The sequence below is a fragment of the Streptomyces katrae genome (assembly GCF_000966975.1).
Lineage (GTDB): Bacteria > Actinomycetota > Actinomycetes > Streptomycetales > Streptomycetaceae > Streptomyces > Streptomyces katrae.
This window is the reverse complement of sequence record NZ_JZWV01000002.1, coordinates 1-16,093: the sequence shown is the minus strand read 5'-3', so window position 1 is coordinate 16,093 and position 16,093 is coordinate 1. Positions and strand designations below refer to the sequence as shown.

General features: G+C 73.6%; 14 protein-coding genes, 1 tRNA gene and 2 pseudogenes. 6 read left to right on the top strand and 11 right to left on the bottom strand.

The window, feature by feature from the left end; genetic code table 11:
- Window positions 1-96 precede the first annotated feature (96 nt).
- Both VR44_RS00100 and VR44_RS00095 read left to right on the top strand, forming a co-directional pair.
- Window positions 97-1,281 (top strand): amidohydrolase family protein, encoded by a 1,185-nt coding sequence (locus VR44_RS00100; RefSeq protein WP_045945263.1) that lies wholly within the window; start codon window positions 97-99, stop codon window positions 1,279-1,281.
- A gap of 54 nt (window positions 1,282-1,335) precedes the next feature.
- Window positions 1,336-1,982: pseudogene (locus tag VR44_RS00095) on the top strand (SDR family oxidoreductase).
- Window positions 1,983-2,034: 52 nt separating this feature from the next.
- On the opposite strand, the gene VR44_RS00090 reads toward VR44_RS00095, so the two are convergent.
- Entirely contained in the window at window positions 2,035-2,475 is a 441-nt protein-coding gene (locus tag VR44_RS00090) for a DUF3574 domain-containing protein (protein WP_052713396.1), read from the bottom strand.
- Window positions 2,476-2,579: 104 nt separating this feature from the next.
- Here VR44_RS00090 and VR44_RS00085 point away from each other — a divergent pair, with 104 nt between their 5' ends.
- Window positions 2,580-3,083 carry a hypothetical protein gene (locus VR44_RS00085; RefSeq protein WP_045945259.1) on the top strand — a complete coding sequence of 168 codons (504 nt, stop codon included), beginning with the start codon at window positions 2,580-2,582 and terminating at the stop codon, window positions 3,081-3,083.
- 71 nt (window positions 3,084-3,154) lie between these two features.
- Here VR44_RS00085 and VR44_RS00080 read toward each other — a convergent pair.
- Window positions 3,155-3,236 (bottom strand) — tRNA-Tyr (locus VR44_RS00080).
- Between the two features lie 203 nt (window positions 3,237-3,439).
- Here VR44_RS00080 and VR44_RS00075 point away from each other — a divergent pair.
- From VR44_RS00075 to VR44_RS00065, 3 genes and pseudogenes are all read left to right on the top strand, one after another.
- The gene (locus VR44_RS00075; protein WP_045945258.1) at window positions 3,440-3,928 is read left to right on the top strand and encodes a YajQ family cyclic di-GMP-binding protein; all 489 of its coding nucleotides are present in this window, start codon (window positions 3,440-3,442) and stop codon (window positions 3,926-3,928) included.
- 229 nt (window positions 3,929-4,157) lie between these two features.
- Window positions 4,158-5,585, top strand: coding sequence for a SulP family inorganic anion transporter (locus tag VR44_RS00070; protein ID WP_045945257.1), 1,428 nt, complete (start codon window positions 4,158-4,160; stop codon window positions 5,583-5,585).
- Window positions 5,586-5,603: 18 nt separating this feature from the next.
- Window positions 5,604-6,843 (top strand): annotated as a pseudogene (locus tag VR44_RS00065) (APC family permease).
- Here VR44_RS00065 and VR44_RS00060 read toward each other — a convergent pair.
- The 9 genes from VR44_RS00060 to VR44_RS00020 form a co-directional block, all read right to left on the bottom strand.
- On the bottom strand, window positions 6,827-7,342 hold the full coding sequence (locus tag VR44_RS00060; RefSeq protein ID WP_045945256.1) for an SMI1/KNR4 family protein: 516 nt from the start codon (window positions 7,340-7,342) through the stop codon (window positions 6,827-6,829). The pseudogene VR44_RS00065 and the gene VR44_RS00060 overlap by 17 nt on opposite strands.
- 50 nt (window positions 7,343-7,392) lie before the next feature.
- Entirely contained in the window at window positions 7,393-8,484 is a 1,092-nt protein-coding gene (locus VR44_RS00055; protein WP_045945255.1) for a barstar family protein, read from the bottom strand.
- Window positions 8,481-8,873, bottom strand: a complete 393-nt coding sequence (locus VR44_RS00050; RefSeq protein WP_045945254.1) for a YccF domain-containing protein — start codon at window positions 8,871-8,873, stop codon at window positions 8,481-8,483. Before VR44_RS00050 ends, VR44_RS00055 begins: the two co-directional genes overlap by 4 nt.
- Entirely contained in the window at window positions 8,870-9,733 is an 864-nt protein-coding gene (gene htpX / locus VR44_RS00045; RefSeq protein ID WP_045945253.1) for a zinc metalloprotease HtpX, read from the bottom strand. Before htpX ends, VR44_RS00050 begins: the two co-directional genes overlap by 4 nt.
- A gap of 204 nt (window positions 9,734-9,937) precedes the next feature.
- Window positions 9,938-11,479 carry an NADH-quinone oxidoreductase subunit N gene (locus VR44_RS00040; RefSeq protein WP_045945252.1) on the bottom strand — a complete coding sequence of 514 codons (1,542 nt, stop codon included), beginning with the start codon at window positions 11,477-11,479 and terminating at the stop codon, window positions 9,938-9,940.
- A complete protein-coding gene (locus tag VR44_RS00035) occupies window positions 11,476-13,029 on the bottom strand; it encodes a complex I subunit 4 family protein (RefSeq protein ID WP_045945261.1) in 1,554 nt (517 codons plus the stop codon). Before VR44_RS00035 ends, VR44_RS00040 begins: the two co-directional genes overlap by 4 nt.
- 38 nt (window positions 13,030-13,067) lie before the next feature.
- Window positions 13,068-15,071, bottom strand: a complete 2,004-nt coding sequence (locus VR44_RS00030; protein WP_045945251.1) for an NADH-quinone oxidoreductase subunit 5 family protein — start codon at window positions 15,069-15,071, stop codon at window positions 13,068-13,070.
- Complete coding sequence (gene nuoK, locus VR44_RS00025; RefSeq protein ID WP_045945250.1) at window positions 15,068-15,427, bottom strand: NADH-quinone oxidoreductase subunit NuoK; 360 nt, start codon at window positions 15,425-15,427, stop codon at window positions 15,068-15,070. Before nuoK ends, VR44_RS00030 begins: the two co-directional genes overlap by 4 nt.
- The gene (locus VR44_RS00020) at window positions 15,427-15,978 is read right to left on the bottom strand and encodes an NADH-quinone oxidoreductase subunit J family protein (RefSeq protein ID WP_045945260.1); all 552 of its coding nucleotides are present in this window, start codon (window positions 15,976-15,978) and stop codon (window positions 15,427-15,429) included. The genes nuoK and VR44_RS00020 overlap by 1 nt, the downstream gene beginning before the upstream one ends.
- Between the last annotated feature and the right edge of the window lie 115 nt (window positions 15,979-16,093).

Below are 16,093 nucleotides of genomic sequence, written 5' to 3'. Positions count from 1 at the left end.
AGGCCGGGCCGCACTCCGGCCGACGGCCCGGGCCGCACCCCGGCGCGCACTCCCGCCCCGGGCTCCGCCCCGGAGGCGGGGCCGCCCACGGGCCTCCTGCTCACCGGGGCCCGGCTGACCGACGGGCGCACGGTCGACGTCCGGCTCAGCGGCGGCCGCATCCAGGCGGTCGGTACCGCGGGCAGCCTCCCCGCCCCCGCCCCGGCCCGGGTCGACCTGCGCGGCTACCTGCTCCTGCCCGCCCCGGCCGAGCCGCACGCCCACGGGGACACCGCCCTGACGGCCGACGGCGAGGGGCCCGTCTCCTACGCCCGCGACGAGGTGCAGCGCCGGGCCACCGAGGCGGCACTGCTCCAGCTCGGGCACGGCGCCACCGCCGTGCGCTCCCACATCCGGATCGGGGACGTGCACGGCCTGGGGCCGATGGAGGCCGCCCTCCAGGCCCGGCGCTCCCTGCGCGGGCTCACCGACCTGACCACGGTGGCGGTGCCCCGGCTGCTGACCGGGGTGGCCGGGGCCGACGGGCTCGCGATGCTGCGCGACGCCGTCAAGATGGGCGCCTCGGTGATCGGCGGCTGCCCCGACCTGGACCCCGACCCGACGGGCTTCCTGGAGGCGGTCCTGGAGCTGGCCGCCGAGCACGGCTGCCCCGTGGACCTGCACACGGACGGGGACGACCCCGGCCGTCTGGCCCGGCTCGCGGCGATGGCCGGGGGGCTGAGGCCCGGCGTGACCATCGGCCCCTGCGGGGGTCTGTCCCGGCTGCCGCTGGACGCCGCCTCCCGCGCCGCCGACCAGCTCGCGGCGGCCGGCGTCCGGGTCACCTGCCTGCCCCAGGGCGACTGCGCCGCCCTGGAGCGCCGCGGCCTGCGCACCGCCCCCGTACGCCTGCTGCGCGCCGCCGGGGTCCGGGTCGCCGCCGGGAGCGGGGCGCTGCGGGACGCCGGTAACCCGGTCGGCCGGGGCGACCCCCTGGAAGCCGCCTACTTGCTGGCCTCGCAGGGCGGGCTGCGGGCCGCCGAGGCGTACGACGCGGTCAGCGCCGCCGCGCGCGAGGCGATGGCCCTGCCCGAGGTGCGGGTGGAGGCCGGCTTCCCGGCGGAGCTGCTCGCCGTGCGCGGGGACCGGATCGCCGGAGTGCTGTCGCTGGCCTACAGCCGGATCGTGATCCACCGGGGCCGGGTGGTAGCCCGGACGAGTGCCGTACGGGAGTACTGCGACTCGGCGGTCGCGGTGGCCCTGGACCTGCCCCGGCAGGGCCGTATGGAGCCCGGCCCCTGAGGGTGCGGGCGGCGTTCGCGGGCGGGGGCGCCCGGGTCGTCGTACGGTCGGGACATGCGCATCGTCATCGCGGGTGGACACGGTCGGATCGCGCTGCGGCTGGAGCGCCTGCTCGCCGCGCGCGGGTACGAGGTCGCCGGGATCGTCCGGGATCCCGGGCAGGGCGCCGATCTGCGCGAGGCCGACGTGGAACCGGTGCTGTGCGACCTGGAGTCGGCTTCCGTCGAGCACGTGGCGGGGATCCTCCAAGGCGCGGACGTGGCGGTGTTCGCCGCCGGTGCCGGACCGGGCAGCGGTCCGGCGCGCAAGGAGACCGTGGACCGGGGCGCGGCGGTGCTGTTCGCCGACGCCGCCGAACGGGCCCGTGTGCGCCGCTTCCTGATGGTCTCGTCGATGGGTGCGGACGCGCGGCACGAGGGGGGCGAGGTCTTCGACGCGTACCTGCGCGCCAAGGGCGAGGCCGACGACCACCTGCGGACCCGGCTCGGCCTGGAGTGGACGATCCTGCGCCCGGGCGTGCTGACCGACGACCCCGGGACGGGGCTGGTCCGGCTGGAGGCGCACACCGGGCCGGGCAGTGTCACGCGGGACGACGTCGCGGCGGTGCTCGCCGAACTGGTCGAGACCCCGGCGACGGCCGGTCTGACGCTGGAGCTCCTGTCGGGGTCCCGGTCGCGGTGAAGGACGTGGCCGGCAACTGAGGCCGCCCGTTCCGATCGCCCGACGAACCGTCAACCACCGTGCGGCGGGCGGTCAGAGATCGGCCTCCACCTCGGCGTCGGTGCGGCCGACCGTGCCCTGACGGAGTTGCTCCTCGTAGGCCTGCCGGATCCGCTCGACGCGGGCGCCGCGCTCGGCGGCCTCCTTCTCGGGGTAGAGCAGCACGACTTCGTACGAGGCCTCGTGGACGACGGTGCCGTCCTCGTCGCGCCTCTGGCCGTATCCGTCCCGGAGGGTGAGGTGTTCGGGGAAGCCCGGGGTGATCTCGCGGTCCAGGAAGCCCATGAACTCCCCCTTGCCGACGGGCGGGCGGCCGTCGGGGCGCTGGGTGGCGAAGTACAGCCGCGTCTCCCGGTAGGGCTCCCCCACGTGGCCGTGCAGGGCGGCCCCGACCAGCGCCGGGATCCCGGCGCCGAGCAGGGCGATCAGTACGCCGCCCCCGGCTTTTCCGCGTCCGTCCGAAGTCCGTCTCACGCCCCGTGAACGACCGGCCGCCCGGTTCGGTGCGTGGTGGGGGCCGATAGGGTCACCCGGAATCCGGTCGCAGGGGGCGGCCGTACGGGGGACCGGGGCACGGCATGGGCGACGGGAACTGGCAGGTCGGCGCCGCGGAGGGGGGCCGGCTCGCGGCCAGGTGGTGGAAGTGGGCGCTGTCCGCCCCGGAGGGCGAGAGTCCGGTGGCGGACACGACGGGGGCGTACGCCGGCCGGCGGCAGCCCGAGGACGTGTGGTTCCTGGCGGGTACCCACGGCGGCCGGGTGGTGCGCCGGTGCGGTGTCCCGACGGGGCGTCCGCTGTTCTTCCCAGTGCTGAACACCCGGCGCGCGGCGGTGCCCTTCCTGACGAAGCCGTGGCGGCTGGAGGCGACGCGGGCCTCGGCGGCGCTGAACGGCTCCCCGCTGCCGCTGCGGGAGTTCACCTCGAAGCCCTTCCCCGTCCTGGGGATACCGCAGGTGGCCTGGGGGCTGTGGTGCGCCCTCGATCCGCTTCCGCCGGGGCAGTTCGTCCTGGAGATCGACGCGGCGGCCACGAACGGTTTCCGGGTCGACACGACCTACCACCTGGCGGTGACCTCGCCCTAGGCCGGCCGGGGCCATGACGAAAGAACCCCCGTCCCCTGCGTTTCCGCAGATGAACGGGGGTTCCACTCGCGTGGCGGCGCCAGGATTCGAACCTGGGTAGGCTAAGCCGACGGATTTACAGTCCGCTCCCATTGGCCACTCGGGCACACCGCCATGGGATGTCGCCGGTTCCTCCGCCTTTCGGCGTTGTTCCCTGGCAACGACGTAAACGATACCCGATGCTCGGGGGTGCTTCGCCACCGGATTGATCAGCACTTCCGCCGGGTGCGGTGGCTAGGCTTTGCCGAGCGGTCCGGGGATGTCCGGCCGCAGCCCCACCGGGGCACACCGCAGCCGATTTCAAGGAGCCACAGCACATGGCCGACTCCAGTTTCGACATCGTCTCGAAGGTCGAGCGGCAGGAGGTCGACAACGCCCTCAACCAGGCCGCCAAGGAGCTCTCGCAGCGCTACGACTTCAAGGGCACCGGCGCCTCGATCTCCTGGTCGGGCGACAAGATCCTGATGGAGGCGAACTCCGAGGACCGCGTCAAGGCCGTCCTCGACGTGTTCGAGACCAAGCTGGTCAAGCGCGGCATCTCGCTGAAGGCGCTGGACGCCGGCGAGCCGCAGCTGTCCGGCAAGGAGTACAAGATCTTCGCGTCGATCGAGGAGGGCATCTCCCAGGAGAACGCCAAGAAGGTCGCGAAGATGATCCGTGACGAGGGCCCCAAGGGCGTCAAGGCGCAGGTCCAGGGCGACGAGCTGCGCGTCAGCTCCAAGAGCCGCGACGACCTGCAGGCCGTCCAGGCCCTCCTCAAGGGCAAGGACCTGGACTTCGCCATCCAGTTCGTGAACTACCGCTGACCTGCGCGTACGGCGCTGATCGGACCCCGTGGGGCACAACGGGGGCGGATCGCCGGGGCCTTCCCGGCGGGCGCCCGCGTTGTGCCCTTCGCCGTTTCGGCGCCCGTGGCGTGTGCCCGGCGTGAGCGGCGCACGCTCCCGTCCGGCCTCCCGGTGGCCACTGGGCGCCGAGGGGCGCGCCCCGCAGGCTGGGTGACATCCGTCACCTTGTTCACGAGGGGGTTCCCGCATGCCTGGGGCCGGCAGTTTCCGAGCGGACCTCGGGGCGTCCGTCGTCGTCGCGCTGGTGGCGCTCCCGCTCTGCGTCGGGGTCGCCGTCGCCTCCGGTGTACCCGCCGAGCTGGGGATCGTCACCGGGGTCGCGGGCGGGCTGGTCACCGGCTGGTTCCGGGGCAGCGAACTCCAGGTCAGCGGGCCCGCCGCCGGGCTGACCGTCCTCGTCTACGAGGCCGTGGGCACCTACGGCCTGCCCGCGCTGGGGGTCCTGGTGCTGGCCGCCGGCATGGTCCAGCTGGGCCTGGGGGCGCTGCGGCTCGGGCGGTGGTTCCGGGCGATCTCCCTGGCCGTGGTGCACGGGATGCTGGCCGGGATCGGGCTCGTGCTGATCGCCGGGCAGCTCTACGCCCTCGGCGGGGTGCGGGCCCCGGGGCAGACCCTCGCCAAGCTGGGCGGGATGCACGAGCTGGGGGCGCAGGCCGACTGGGCGGCCGTGGCGCTGGGGGCGGGGACCATCGCCGTCATGGTGCTGTGGCGGCGGGTGCCGACGGGGCTGCGCGTCGTGCCGGGTGCGCTCGTCGGGGTGGCGGCCGCCACCGCCGTGGCCGCGCTGCTGCGGCTGCCCGTGGAGACCGTCCGGGTGACGGGGGTGCTGGAGGCCGTGTCGCCGCCGGGCTGGTCGGACTTCGGCGCGCTGGGGTCCGTGGGGGCCGTGGGGACGGTGGTCGCGCTCGCGCTGATCGCCTCCGCCGAGACCCTCTTCAGTGCCGCCGCCGTCGACCGGATGCACGAGGGGCCGCGCACCGACTACGACCGCGAGCTGGTCGGCCAGGGTGTCGGCAACGCGGTGTGCGGGCTGCTCGGGGCCCTGCCGATGACCGCCGTCATCGTGCGCAGCTCCGCCAATGTGGAGGCCGGGGCGCGCACCCGGGCGTCCCGGATCCTGCACGGCGGCTGGCTCCTGCTGTTCGCGGTGGCGCTGCCGCAGGTCCTGGCCGTGGTACCGCTGGCGGCGCTCGCCGGGGTGCTGCTGCACGCGGGCTGGAAGCTGCTGCCGGCGCGGGCGGTGGCCGCTCTGTGGCGGACCCACCGGGGCGAGGCGGTGGTGCTGGTGGTGACGGCCGGCTCGATCCTGGCCACCAGTCTCTTCGAGGGGGTGCTGGTCGGGCTGGTCCTGGCGGTGGCCAAGGCCGCCTGGGAGACCTCCCACGTGCACGTCGAGGCGGTCTGGGAGGGCGAGGAGCTGTGCGTGCGGGTCGTGGGGAACGCGAGCTTCCTGCGGCTTCCGAAGCTGCTGGACTCCCTGGAGGCCCTGCCGCACGGGCCGTCGGTGCGGCTCGACCTGAGCGGGCTGCGGCACCTGGACCACGCCTGCCTGACCGCCCTGGAGGGCTGGGAGCGCAAGCGGATGCCGCTTCCCGGCCGGGAGGGCGTCATCTAGGCCGGTTACCCTCCGCCCGTGGACAACCAGCTGAAGCGCACCCTGGGAGTGTCGGACGCCGTCGTGGTCGGACTCGGGGCGATGGTCGGCGCCGGGATCTTCGCCGCCCTGGCCCCGGCGGCCCGCGCGGCGGGCGGTGGGCTCCTGGCCGCCCTGGCCCTGGCGGCGCTGGTGGCCTACTGCAACGCGCACTCCTCGGCGCGGCTCGCCGCCCGCTATCCCTCCTCCGGCGGCACGTACGTGTACGGGCGCGAGCGGCTCGGCCCTTTCTGGGGGTACCTGGCCGGCTGGGGTTTCGTCGTCGGCAAGACGGCCTCCTGCGCGGCGATGGCGCTGACCGTGGGGGCGTACGTGTGGCCCGGGCGGGAGCACGTGGTGGCCGTGGCGGCGGTGGTGGCGCTGACCGCGGCGAGCTACGGCGGGGTGCAGAAGTCCGCCCGGATCGCCCGGCTGATCGTGGCGGCGGTGCTGGCGGTGCTGGCCGCGGTCGTGGTGGCGTGCCTGAGTTCCGGCGCGGCGGATTCCGGGCGGCTGGGCGGCGGGGAGCGGGGTGGGGGTAGCCGGGCTGTTGCAGGGCGCCGGCCTGCTGTTCTTCGCCTTCGCGGGCTACGCCCGGATCACCACCCTGGGCGAGGAGGTGCGTGATCCGAAGCGCACGATCCCGCGCGCGGTGCCGGTCGCGCTGGGGATCGCCCTGCTGGTGTACGCCGCCGTGGCCGTGGCGGCGTTGTCGGTGCTCGGTGCCGACGCACTGGCGGGGTCGTCGGCCCCGCTGGCCGACGCGGTCCGCGCGGCCGGGCGGCCCGGACTGGCCCCGGTCGTCCGGGCGGGGGCGGCGCTGGCGGCGCTGGGCTCGCTGCTGGCCCTCGTGCTCGGGGTGTCGCGGACCACTCTGGCGATGGCCCGGGACGGCCATCTGCCGCGCGCGCTGGCCGCCGTACATCCCCGGCATCAGGTGCCGCACCACGCGGAGCTGGCGGTGGGTGCGGTGGTGGCGGTGCTCGCGGCCACCGCCGATCTGCGGGGCGCGATCGGCTTCTCCTCCTTCGGAGTGCTGGCCTACTACGCGATCGCGAATGCCTCCGCATGGACTCTCGGTTCAGTTGTCAAGGGTCGTGCCGTGGCAGCGGCGGGGCTGTCCGGCTGTGTGCTCCTGGCCTGCGCGCTGCCGGCCGCGTCGGTGGTGTCGGGCGCAGCGGTACTGGCGCTGGGCGCACTGGCCTACGGGGTCCGGCGCGGCTTCAGATCCGGGAGCTGAACTCCGCCCAGGGGCCCGCGTCCGTCTCGTCCTCGTCCCACTCCTCGCGGAACCAGCCGGTGCCGTCGAGCCAGTCGCGCAGCCAGTCGGCCAGGCTCGGGGAGAGGTGGTACCAGGCGAGGTCGGGGTCCCCGGGGTTGGGCTCGAAGAGCAGCATCCGAGCGGTTTCGGAGCGGCAGTCCACGCACGCGGACATGGCGCAGCCGAGGTCGGCTATCGGCAGGACGCCCTCCGGCCAGCCCCAGTCGGACGAACGCCCCGCTTCATACGCCGCTATGGCCTGACGCAGTGGCAGCAGTCCGTACTCGGGCCCGAATCCGCCGTCGCCGACGCGCGTGTAGAGCGCGGCGAGCAGGGGCGGCAAGGCGAAGCCCAGGGCGCTCTCGGTCCGGTCGGTCTCCCCGTCCGCCAGGGGCGCGGGGCGCGGCTTTCCGTGCTCGCGCACGGCGTCTCGTGCTCGGGCGGTGACTTGCTCCAGCAACTGCTCGGTCTCGTTCATGTGTTCATGGTGGGGCAGAGCGCTGACAGCCGTCCCGGCCTGTGGATAACTCAGGCCAGGACGACCTCGATGCGCTTTTCCCGCAGGAAGGAGAGCAGTTCGGGGAAGGACGCCGGGCCGAAGGTCAGTGGCTGTACGCCCAGGCAGCGGCGGGCCGTCTCGTGGTCGTGCCAGACGAGGGTGAAGGGTCCGGTCGCGCCGAATCCGCCGCACAGGGCGTCCGAGACGCCGTTGAGGCAGCGGCCGAAGTATCCGCCGGGGCCGTTGACTGCCTCGCCGAGGGCGCAGAAGAAGCCCTCGTAGTCGGTGACGTGCCGGCCGTCGAGGTGGTAGGTGCCGCCGGCCGGGCGGTCCGGGCCCGTGCGGTGGTGCAGGGCCGGGTCCAGCCAGCGGGCGCGGCCGGTGGCGTCGAAGGGCGCCCACAGGTTGGGGACGGCCGGGCGGCCCTCGCGCCACAGCGGCCAGATACGGGCGACGACCGGGGGCTGGGGGTCCATGTGCACGGTCAGGTCGTAGAGGCCCGGCCCGCGCGGGGAGGGCTCCCAGCCGACGACGTCCGGGTTCCCCGCGATGGAGAGCAGCTCGCCCGCGGTGTCCAGGGCGTCGAGGTGCCGGTAGGCGAGGCGTCTCGCCCGTCGGCCCTCCACCACGTCCCGCAGCGGCCCGTGGAGGGAGCATCCGAGGAGGCGGACGGGGTGGGGCTCCGGATCGGCCACCGGCAGTACCTCGGAGAGGTCCCGGAAGTGGCCCAGGAGCCTGTCGTCGAAGTCCGAGAGGCTGAAGCCCACCGACAGGGGGACCCGCTGCGGGTAGTCCGGCTGCTGCTCGGACCGCACCGCCTCGATGGTCACGTCCAGCCGTGACAGGTCACGGGCGCACGGGCGGGAGGAGAGGACGCGGGCGTCCTCCAGGTACCACTCCCACAGCGGTGTGCCGTGCTTGTCGAGGGGTTTCAGGACCAGGAAGCCCAGCGCCGACGGCAGTTCCCCCTCGAAGGCGCAGCCCAGCAGCTCGTAGTGGCGCCGCGGCTGCTCCGGCGGGTCGGCGAAGAGGTTCTCCGCCTCCTCGCACAGGGCCCACAGCTGCTCCTCCTCGTGGTCCTCGTCCTCGCCCCGGAGGGCGAATCGGGCGGCCGCCGTCACCGGGAGGCGAAGGGGGCGTCCGTCGGGACGATTTCGCGGCCCAGGGGGAAGAGGGAGAGGGGGACCATCTTGAAGTTGGCGATGCCGAAGGGGATGCCGATGATCGTGACGCAGAGGGCGATGCCGGTGGCGATGTGGCCCAGGGCCAGCCACCAGCCGGCCAGGAGCAGCCACAGGATGTTGCCGATGAAGGAACCGGCGCCCGCGTCGCGGCGCTCGACGGTGGTGTAGCCGAAGGGCCAGAGGGCGTAGACCGCGATGCGGAAGGCGGCGATGCCGAAGGGGATGCCGATGATGGTGACGCAGAGGATCAGGCCGGCCAGGCAGTAGCCGAGGAACAGCCAGATCCCGCTGAGTATGAGCCAAATGACGTTCAGGATGGTTTTCACTGGCTTCGGCCTGCCATCTGTTCGAGCCGGGCGATGCGCTCGGCCATCGGAGGGTGTGTCGAGAACAGCTTGGTGAGTCCCTGCCCCGGGCGGAAGGGGTTGGCGATCATCATGTGGCTCGCCGTCTCCAGTCGCGGTTCGGGGGGCAGCGGGAGCTGTTTGGTGCCGGCGTCGAGTTTGCGCAGCGCGCCGGCGAGGGCGAGGGGGTCGCCGGTGAGCTGGGCTCCGGAGGCGTCCGCCTCGTATTCGCGCGAGCGGCTGATGGCGAGCTGGATCACGGAGGCCGCGAGCGGGCCGAGGATCATGATCAGCAGCATGCCGAGGATGCCGGGGCCCTCGTCGTCGTCGGAACGGCCGACCGGGATCAGCCAGGCGAAGTTCACCAGGAACATGATCACGGAGGCCAGGGCTCCGGCGACCGACGAGATGAGGATGTCGCGGTTGTAGACGTGGCTCAGCTCGTGCCCGATGACCCCGCGCAGCTCGCGTTCGTCGAGGATGCGCAGGATGCCCTCGGTGCAGCAGACGGCGGCGTTGCGCGGATTGCGGCCGGTGGCGAAGGCGTTGGGGGCCTCGGTCGGTGAGATGTAGAGGCGGGGCATGGGCTGGCGCGCGGACGTGGAGAGCTCGCGGACCATGCGGTAGAGCTCCGGGGCCTCGAACTCGCTGACGGGCCGGGCGCGCATCGCGCGTAGAGCCAGCTTGTCGCTGTTCCAGTACGCGTACGCGTTCGTCCCGAGGGCCACCAGGACGGCGATGATCAGGCCGCCCCGCCCGAAGAAGCTGCCGATGACGATGATGAGTGCGGACATCCCGCCGAGGAGTACGGCGGTCTTCAGCCCGTTGTGCCGGCGGTGCACGGTACGCCCTCCAAGTGGTGCGTCAGGGGAGCCCCGTCGTGGATCTGAGGGTCTTCGGTCCAGTGGACCCTCCCTCTCTGGTCAACGCGAGGTGGCGGCGTCTGGTTCCCGGGGCACGGCGGGGCGCCGCCGCCCCGGCGGCACGGTCCGGGGGCGGCGGCGGGCGTTGCTCCGTACGGGTGAGGGCCCCGCGGAGCGGGCCGGCTACAGCGGGAAGAGGCTGCCCGCGGCGAAGCGCAGGACCAGCTGCGGGGCTCCGGACAGGACCAGGGCGGTCACGGCGGTGAGGGCGATGGCGGCCGTGAGGGGCCAGGGGGCCTTCGTACGGGCCGGGGCGTGCGCCGCGGCCGTTCCGGGTTCCGGGGTACGGAAGAGGAGCGCCGTCCAGCGCAGGTAGTAGTACAGGGCGATGACGACGTTGACGGCCATGACCACGGCGAGCCAGCCCAGGCCGGCGTCGACGGCGGACTGGAAGACGGTGACCTTGGCGAAGAGGCCGATGATGCCGGGCGGGAGGCCGGCCAGGCAGAGCAGGAAGAAGGCCAGCGACAGGGCGGCGGCGGGGCGCTCGGCGTACAGGCCGCGGTAGTCGGCGATCCGCTGCAGCGGCTTGGTCCGGGCGACCAGTGCGGCGACGGAGAAGGCGCCGAGGTTCACGGCGGCGTACATCAGCGCGTAGGCGACGGTGGAGCCGATCTGGTCGCGGTCGGAGTACGCGGCCGCGGCGATCGGCACGAGCAGGTAGCCGGCCTGGCCGACGGAGGACCAGGCGAGCAGCCGTACGGCGCTCTGCGGGCGGTCGGCGGGCTGGCGCAGGGCGGCGGTGTTGCCGAGGGTCATGGTGAGCGCGGCGAGCACGGCGAGGGCGGGGCCCCAGACGTCGGAGTACGCGGGGAAGGCGATCACCGTGACGAGGATGAGGCCGGTGAAGCCGACGGCCTTGCCGATCACCGACAGGTAGCCGGCGACGGGCAGCGGGGCGCCGACGTAGGTGTCGGGGACCCAGAAGTGGAAGGGGACGGCGGCGGTCTTGAAGGCGAAGCCGACGAGGGTGAGGGCGACGCCCGCCATGGCCAGGGTGTCGAGCTGCCCGGGGACGTCCTCCAGCCGGTCGGCGACCCGCGTCAGGTGCAGGGTGCCGGTGGCGGCGTAGACGAGGCTGACGCCCATCAGGGAGACGGCGGTAGCGGTGACCGAGGACAGGAAGAACTTGAGGGCGGCCTCGGAGGACATCCGGTCGCCGCGGCGCATGCCGACGAGGGCGAAGGCGGGCAGCGAGGCGACTTCGAGGGCGACGATCAGGGTGGCGAGGTCGCGGGAGGCGGGCAGCAGGGCCGCGCCGGCGGCGGAGGAGAGCAGCAGGAACCAGTACTCGCCGGCCGGGATGCGGCCCTCGCGGACGACGGTGACCGACAGCAGGGCGGTGACCAGGGCTCCGGCCAGCACCAGGAACTGGATGACGAGCGCGAAGTGGTCGGCGGTGTAGCTGCACGCGCCGGGGTCGGCGGTGAGGCAGAAGGTGGTGCGGTCGCCGGCGCGCAGCGGCAGCAGGGCGGCGGTCGCGGCCGCCAGGCCGGCGACGGAGATCCAGCCGAGGACGGGCTTGCGGGCCTGGGGCAGGAAGAGGTCGGCGACCAGGACGAGCAGGGCGACGGCGGCGGGGACGACCACGGGGGTGATCGCGAGCCAGTCGACGGACTGGACCAGGCTGGGGGTGTCGGCGGCCAGGGCCGTCAGGGCCGTCATGCGTTGCCTCCTGCGAGGAGCTTCTGGACGGCCGGGTCGGTCAGGCCGAGGAGGGTGGCGGGCCACAGGCCGGCGAGGACGGTGAGGGCGACGAGCGGGGTCCAGGCGGCGAACTCGTAGCGCTGGACGTCCGCGAGGGTGAGCTCGGGGCCGGCCTCGGGGTCGCCCATGCAGACGCGCCGTACGACGATCAGCAGGTAGGCGGCGGTGAGCAGGGTGCCGAACGCGCCGACGGCCATGTAGGTGAGGAAGGCGGGGCGGGACAGGCCCGCGGCCGGGTCGAACGCGCCGAACAGGGCCAGCATCTCGCCCCAGAAGCCGGCCAGGCCGGGCAGGCCGAGGGAGGCGACGGCGGCGAAGGCCAGGAGGGCGCCGAGGCGGGGGGCGCGGCCGTAGAGGGCGGCGCCGGTGGCTCCGGCGAGGGTGTCGAGGTCGCTGCTGCCGTAGCGGTCCTTGAGGGCGCCGACCAGGAAGAAGAGGAGGCCGGTGATCAGACCGTGGGCGATGTTCGCGAACAGCGCGCCGTTGACGCCGGTGGGGGTCATGGTCGCGATGCCGAGCAGGACGAAGCCCATGTGCCCGACGGAGGAGTACGCGATGAGGCGCTTGAGGTCGCCCTTGACGCCCTTGCGGGTCAGAGCGAGGCAGGCGAGGGACCCGTAGACGATGCCGACGGCGGCGAAGGCGCCGAGGTAGGGGGCGAAGGTGTGCATGCCGTCGGGGGTGACGGGGAGCAGGATGCGGACGAACCCGTACGTGCCCATCTTCAGCAGGACGCCCGCGAGGAGCACCGAGCCGACGGTGGGGGCGGCGGTGTGGGCGTCGGGCAGCCAGCTGTGCAGCGGCCACATCGGGGTCTTCACGGCGAGGCCGGTGCCGATGGCCAGGACGGCCAGGATCTGGGTGGTGTGGCTCAGTCCGCGGCCGTTGTCAGAGGCGAGTGCCACCATGTCGAAAGTGCCGCTGTTCAGTCCGATCAGCAGCAGTCCGAGGAGCATCACCACGGAGCCGAGGAGGGTGTAGAGGATGAACTTCCAGGCGGCGGCCTGCCGCTGAGCACCGCCCCAGCGGGCGATGAGGAAGTACATCGGGATGAGGACCGTCTCGAAGGCGAGGAAGAACAGCATCAGGTCGAGGACGGCGAAGGTCGCGAGGGTGCCGGACTCGAGGACGAGGAGCAGGGCGACGAAGGCCTTCGGGGAGGGGCCCTCGGGGAGCTTGAAGTAGCTGTACACCGCGCAGAGGAAGAACAGCAGCGCGGTCATCAGGAGGAGGGGGAGCGAGATGCCGTCGACGCCGAGGTGGATCCGGATGTTGAGCGCCTGGATCCAGCTGATGTCCGTCGTCGCCTGGAAGCGGGACGGGGCGTCGTGGTCGAAGCCCAGGGTGAGGGCGACGGCCGCGGCGAGGATGACACCGGTGACGGTGACGCCGTGCCGGAGCACGGCCTGTTCGGGGCTCCTGCCCTTGAGCCCGGGCGGGGCCGGGAGGAGGGCCGCGACGGCGCCGAGGAGCGGTGCGGCCACGATGAACGCCAGAAGGAACTGCATCACGGACGGGCTGATATCGATCACGGCTGACTCTCGGCTCACGATCCGGCGTTGATGTTGGCGATGACGGCGGTGGCGATCACCAGGACCACGGCGCCGGCGAGCAGCGCGCTCAGGTAGCTCTGCACGTTGCCGGTCTGGGCCCGGCGCACCAGGCTGCCGAGCAGCCGGGGTGCGGTGCCCGCGCCGCGGACGTAGGTGTCGACGACCTCGCGGTCGAGGAAGCGCACCAGGCTCGCGCCCGCGCGGACGGGGCGGACGAACAGCCGGTCGTAGACGGCGTCGAGGTGGAAGCCGTCGGCGGCGTGCCGGTGCAGGGGGCCGAGGAGGGCCCGGCCGGGGTCGGCCGCGGGGGCGGCCGGTACGGCGGGGTGCTCGTGGGTCACCTCGGCGACCTCGGGGGTCTCGGCGGCGGATTCGGCGGCGGCCACGGACGCGGGGACGGCGCCTCCGTTGCGGATGCCGGCGGCGGCCCTGGCGGTGGCGCGCTGCCACAGGGCCCAGGTCAGGATCACGCCGATGAGCGCGGCGCCGGTGCCGAGGACCGAGGTGGTCACGGTCGGGGTGAGTTCCCTGCCGTCGAACCAGTCGGCGAGGGGGCGGGCGGCGAGGCCGAAGGCGGTCGAGGGGACGGCCAGCAGCCACAGCACGCCGGTCATGGCGAGGGGTTCCTTGCCGTGGTCGGGGGCGGCAGCGCCCCGGCCGCGGAAGGCCATCAGCCACAGCCGGGTGGCGTAGGCGGCGGTGAGCAGGGCGGTCAGTACGCCGGCGACGAGGACCAGCCAGCCGGCCGCGCCCGGGACGAGGTCGGAGTGTCCGCCGGCCGCGTGCTCGGCGGCGACGAGGACGGCTTCCTTGGAGAAGAAGCCGGCGAAGGGCGGGATGGCGGCGAGCGCGAGGAGCGCGATCGTCATCGTCCAGAAGGCGTCGGGGACGCGCTGGGCGAGGCCGTCCATGCGGGACATGGCGGCGAGGGAGTTCGTGCCGGCGGCGTGGATGATCACGCCGGCGCCGAGGAAGAGGAGCGCCTTGAAGGCGCCGTGGGACAGGAGGTGGAAGACGGCGGCGCCGCGGTCGCCGACGGCCAGCGCGCCGATCATGTAGCCGAGCTGGCCGACGGTGGAGTAGGCGAGGACGCGCTTGATGTCGTCCTGGGCCAGGGCGGCGAGCCCCGAGCCGACCATCGTGATCGCGGCCATGACGGCCATGACCACCAGGGCGGCGCTGGAGGCCGTGAAGACGGGGAGCAGGCGGGCGATGAAGTAGACGCCGGCGGCGACCATCGTCGCGGCGTGGATCAGCGCGGAGACCGGGGTGGGGCCGGCCATGGCGTCGGGGAGCCAGGTGTGCAGCGGGAACTGCGCGGACTTGCCGGCGACGCCGGCGAGCAGGAGCAGCGCGATGAGCGTCGGGTGGTCGAGCCCGCCCGCGGCGACGGTGCCGAGGATCTTGGTGATCCGGAAGGAGCCGGCGTCGGTGGCGAGCGCGAACAGTCCGATGAGGAAGGGGACGTCGCCGAGCTTGGTGACGAGGAAGGCCTTGAGGGAGGCGGAGCGGGCCGCTTCGGTCTCCCAGTAGTGGCCGACGAGGAAGTACGAGCAGATGCCCATGATCTCCCAGCCGACCAGCAGCACCATCAGGTCGCCGGAGTAGACGACGAGCAGCATGGCGGAGGTGAACAGTGAGACCAGAGCGGCGTACGAGGGGTAGCGCGGGTCCTCGCGGAGGTACGCGGTCGAGTAGAGCTGTACGCAGGTGGCGACCACTCCGACCAGGGCGGCGACCAGTACGGCGAAGCCGTCGAGGTGGAGCGAGAGAGCGATCGGCACCGAGCCGGTCGGGGTCAGCTCGGTCGCGGTGTCGATCGCCTTGCCGCCTCCCTGGCGGACGGCGACGAGGACTGCGAGGACGGCTGCGGCCAGCGTCGGCAGGATGGCGAGCGGCCTGACGAAGCCGGGCGCGGTCCGGCCGAGGAGGAGTCCTGCCACCGCGCCCAGGAACGGGAGGAGGGGGACGAGGACCGCGAGGGTCGTGGTGCTCACGCGGCGACCTCCGGCCGGGCAGCGGTGTCATCGGGGCGGCCGGACTCGTGGCGCTCGGCGGTGTCGCGCAGCTTGTCGACGTCCGAGGTGCCCCGGTTCCGGTACACCATCAGCACGATCGCGAGGCCGATGCCGATCTCGGCGGCGGCGATGGCGATGGTGAAGAGGGTGAGGGCCTGGCCGGCGTGCAGGGTGTCGCGCAGCCAGACGTCGAAGGCCACCAGGTTGAGGTTGACGGCGTTGAGCATCAGCTCGACGGACATCAGGACCAGGATGGCGTTGCGGCGGGCGAGGACACCGTAGAGGCCGGTGGCGAAGAGGAGGGCCGCGAGGACGGCGGGGTAGGCGAGGTGCATCAGCGCTGCCCCTTCTCGGTGCCCGTGCGGGCGGCGGCGTCGGCCGCGTCGGCGGCCGCTTCGGCCGGGGTGGTGCGGCGGGAGAGCACGATGGCGCCGATCAGGGCGGCGAGGAGGAGGACGGAGAGGGCCTCGAAGGGCAGCACCCAGTGCTGGAAGAGGATCTCGCCGGAGACCTTGGTGGAGCCCTGGGCGGGGCCGTCGAGGCCGATCCAGGTGGTGCGGAAGGCGTCGACGACCACCCAGACGAGCGCGGCACCGGCGGCGCCGGCGACGCCGAGGGCGACCCACCGGTTGCCGGAGTCGGCGTCCGGGGAGCGGCCGATGGGGGCCTTGGTCAGCATCAGTCCGAAGAGGAGGAGGACGACCACGGAGCCGAGGTAGATCAGGACCTGGACCCAGGCGATGAACTCGGCGGTCAGCAGCAGGTACTCGACGGCGATCCCGCCGAGCGCGACGACCAGCCAGAGGGCGGCGTGCACGAGCTGCTTGGTGGTGACCGTGACGAGGGCCGCGCCGAGGGTGGCGAGGCCGACGAGGACGAAGGCGATCTCGACGCCGGTCGGCGAGAGGAAGCCGGGGCCGGGCGTGGGGGCGGGGCCTGCGGGTGCGGCCGCGCTGACGGCGGCCGCGGCCCTGGCCGCGGCCGCGGGGGGGGGGGGGGGG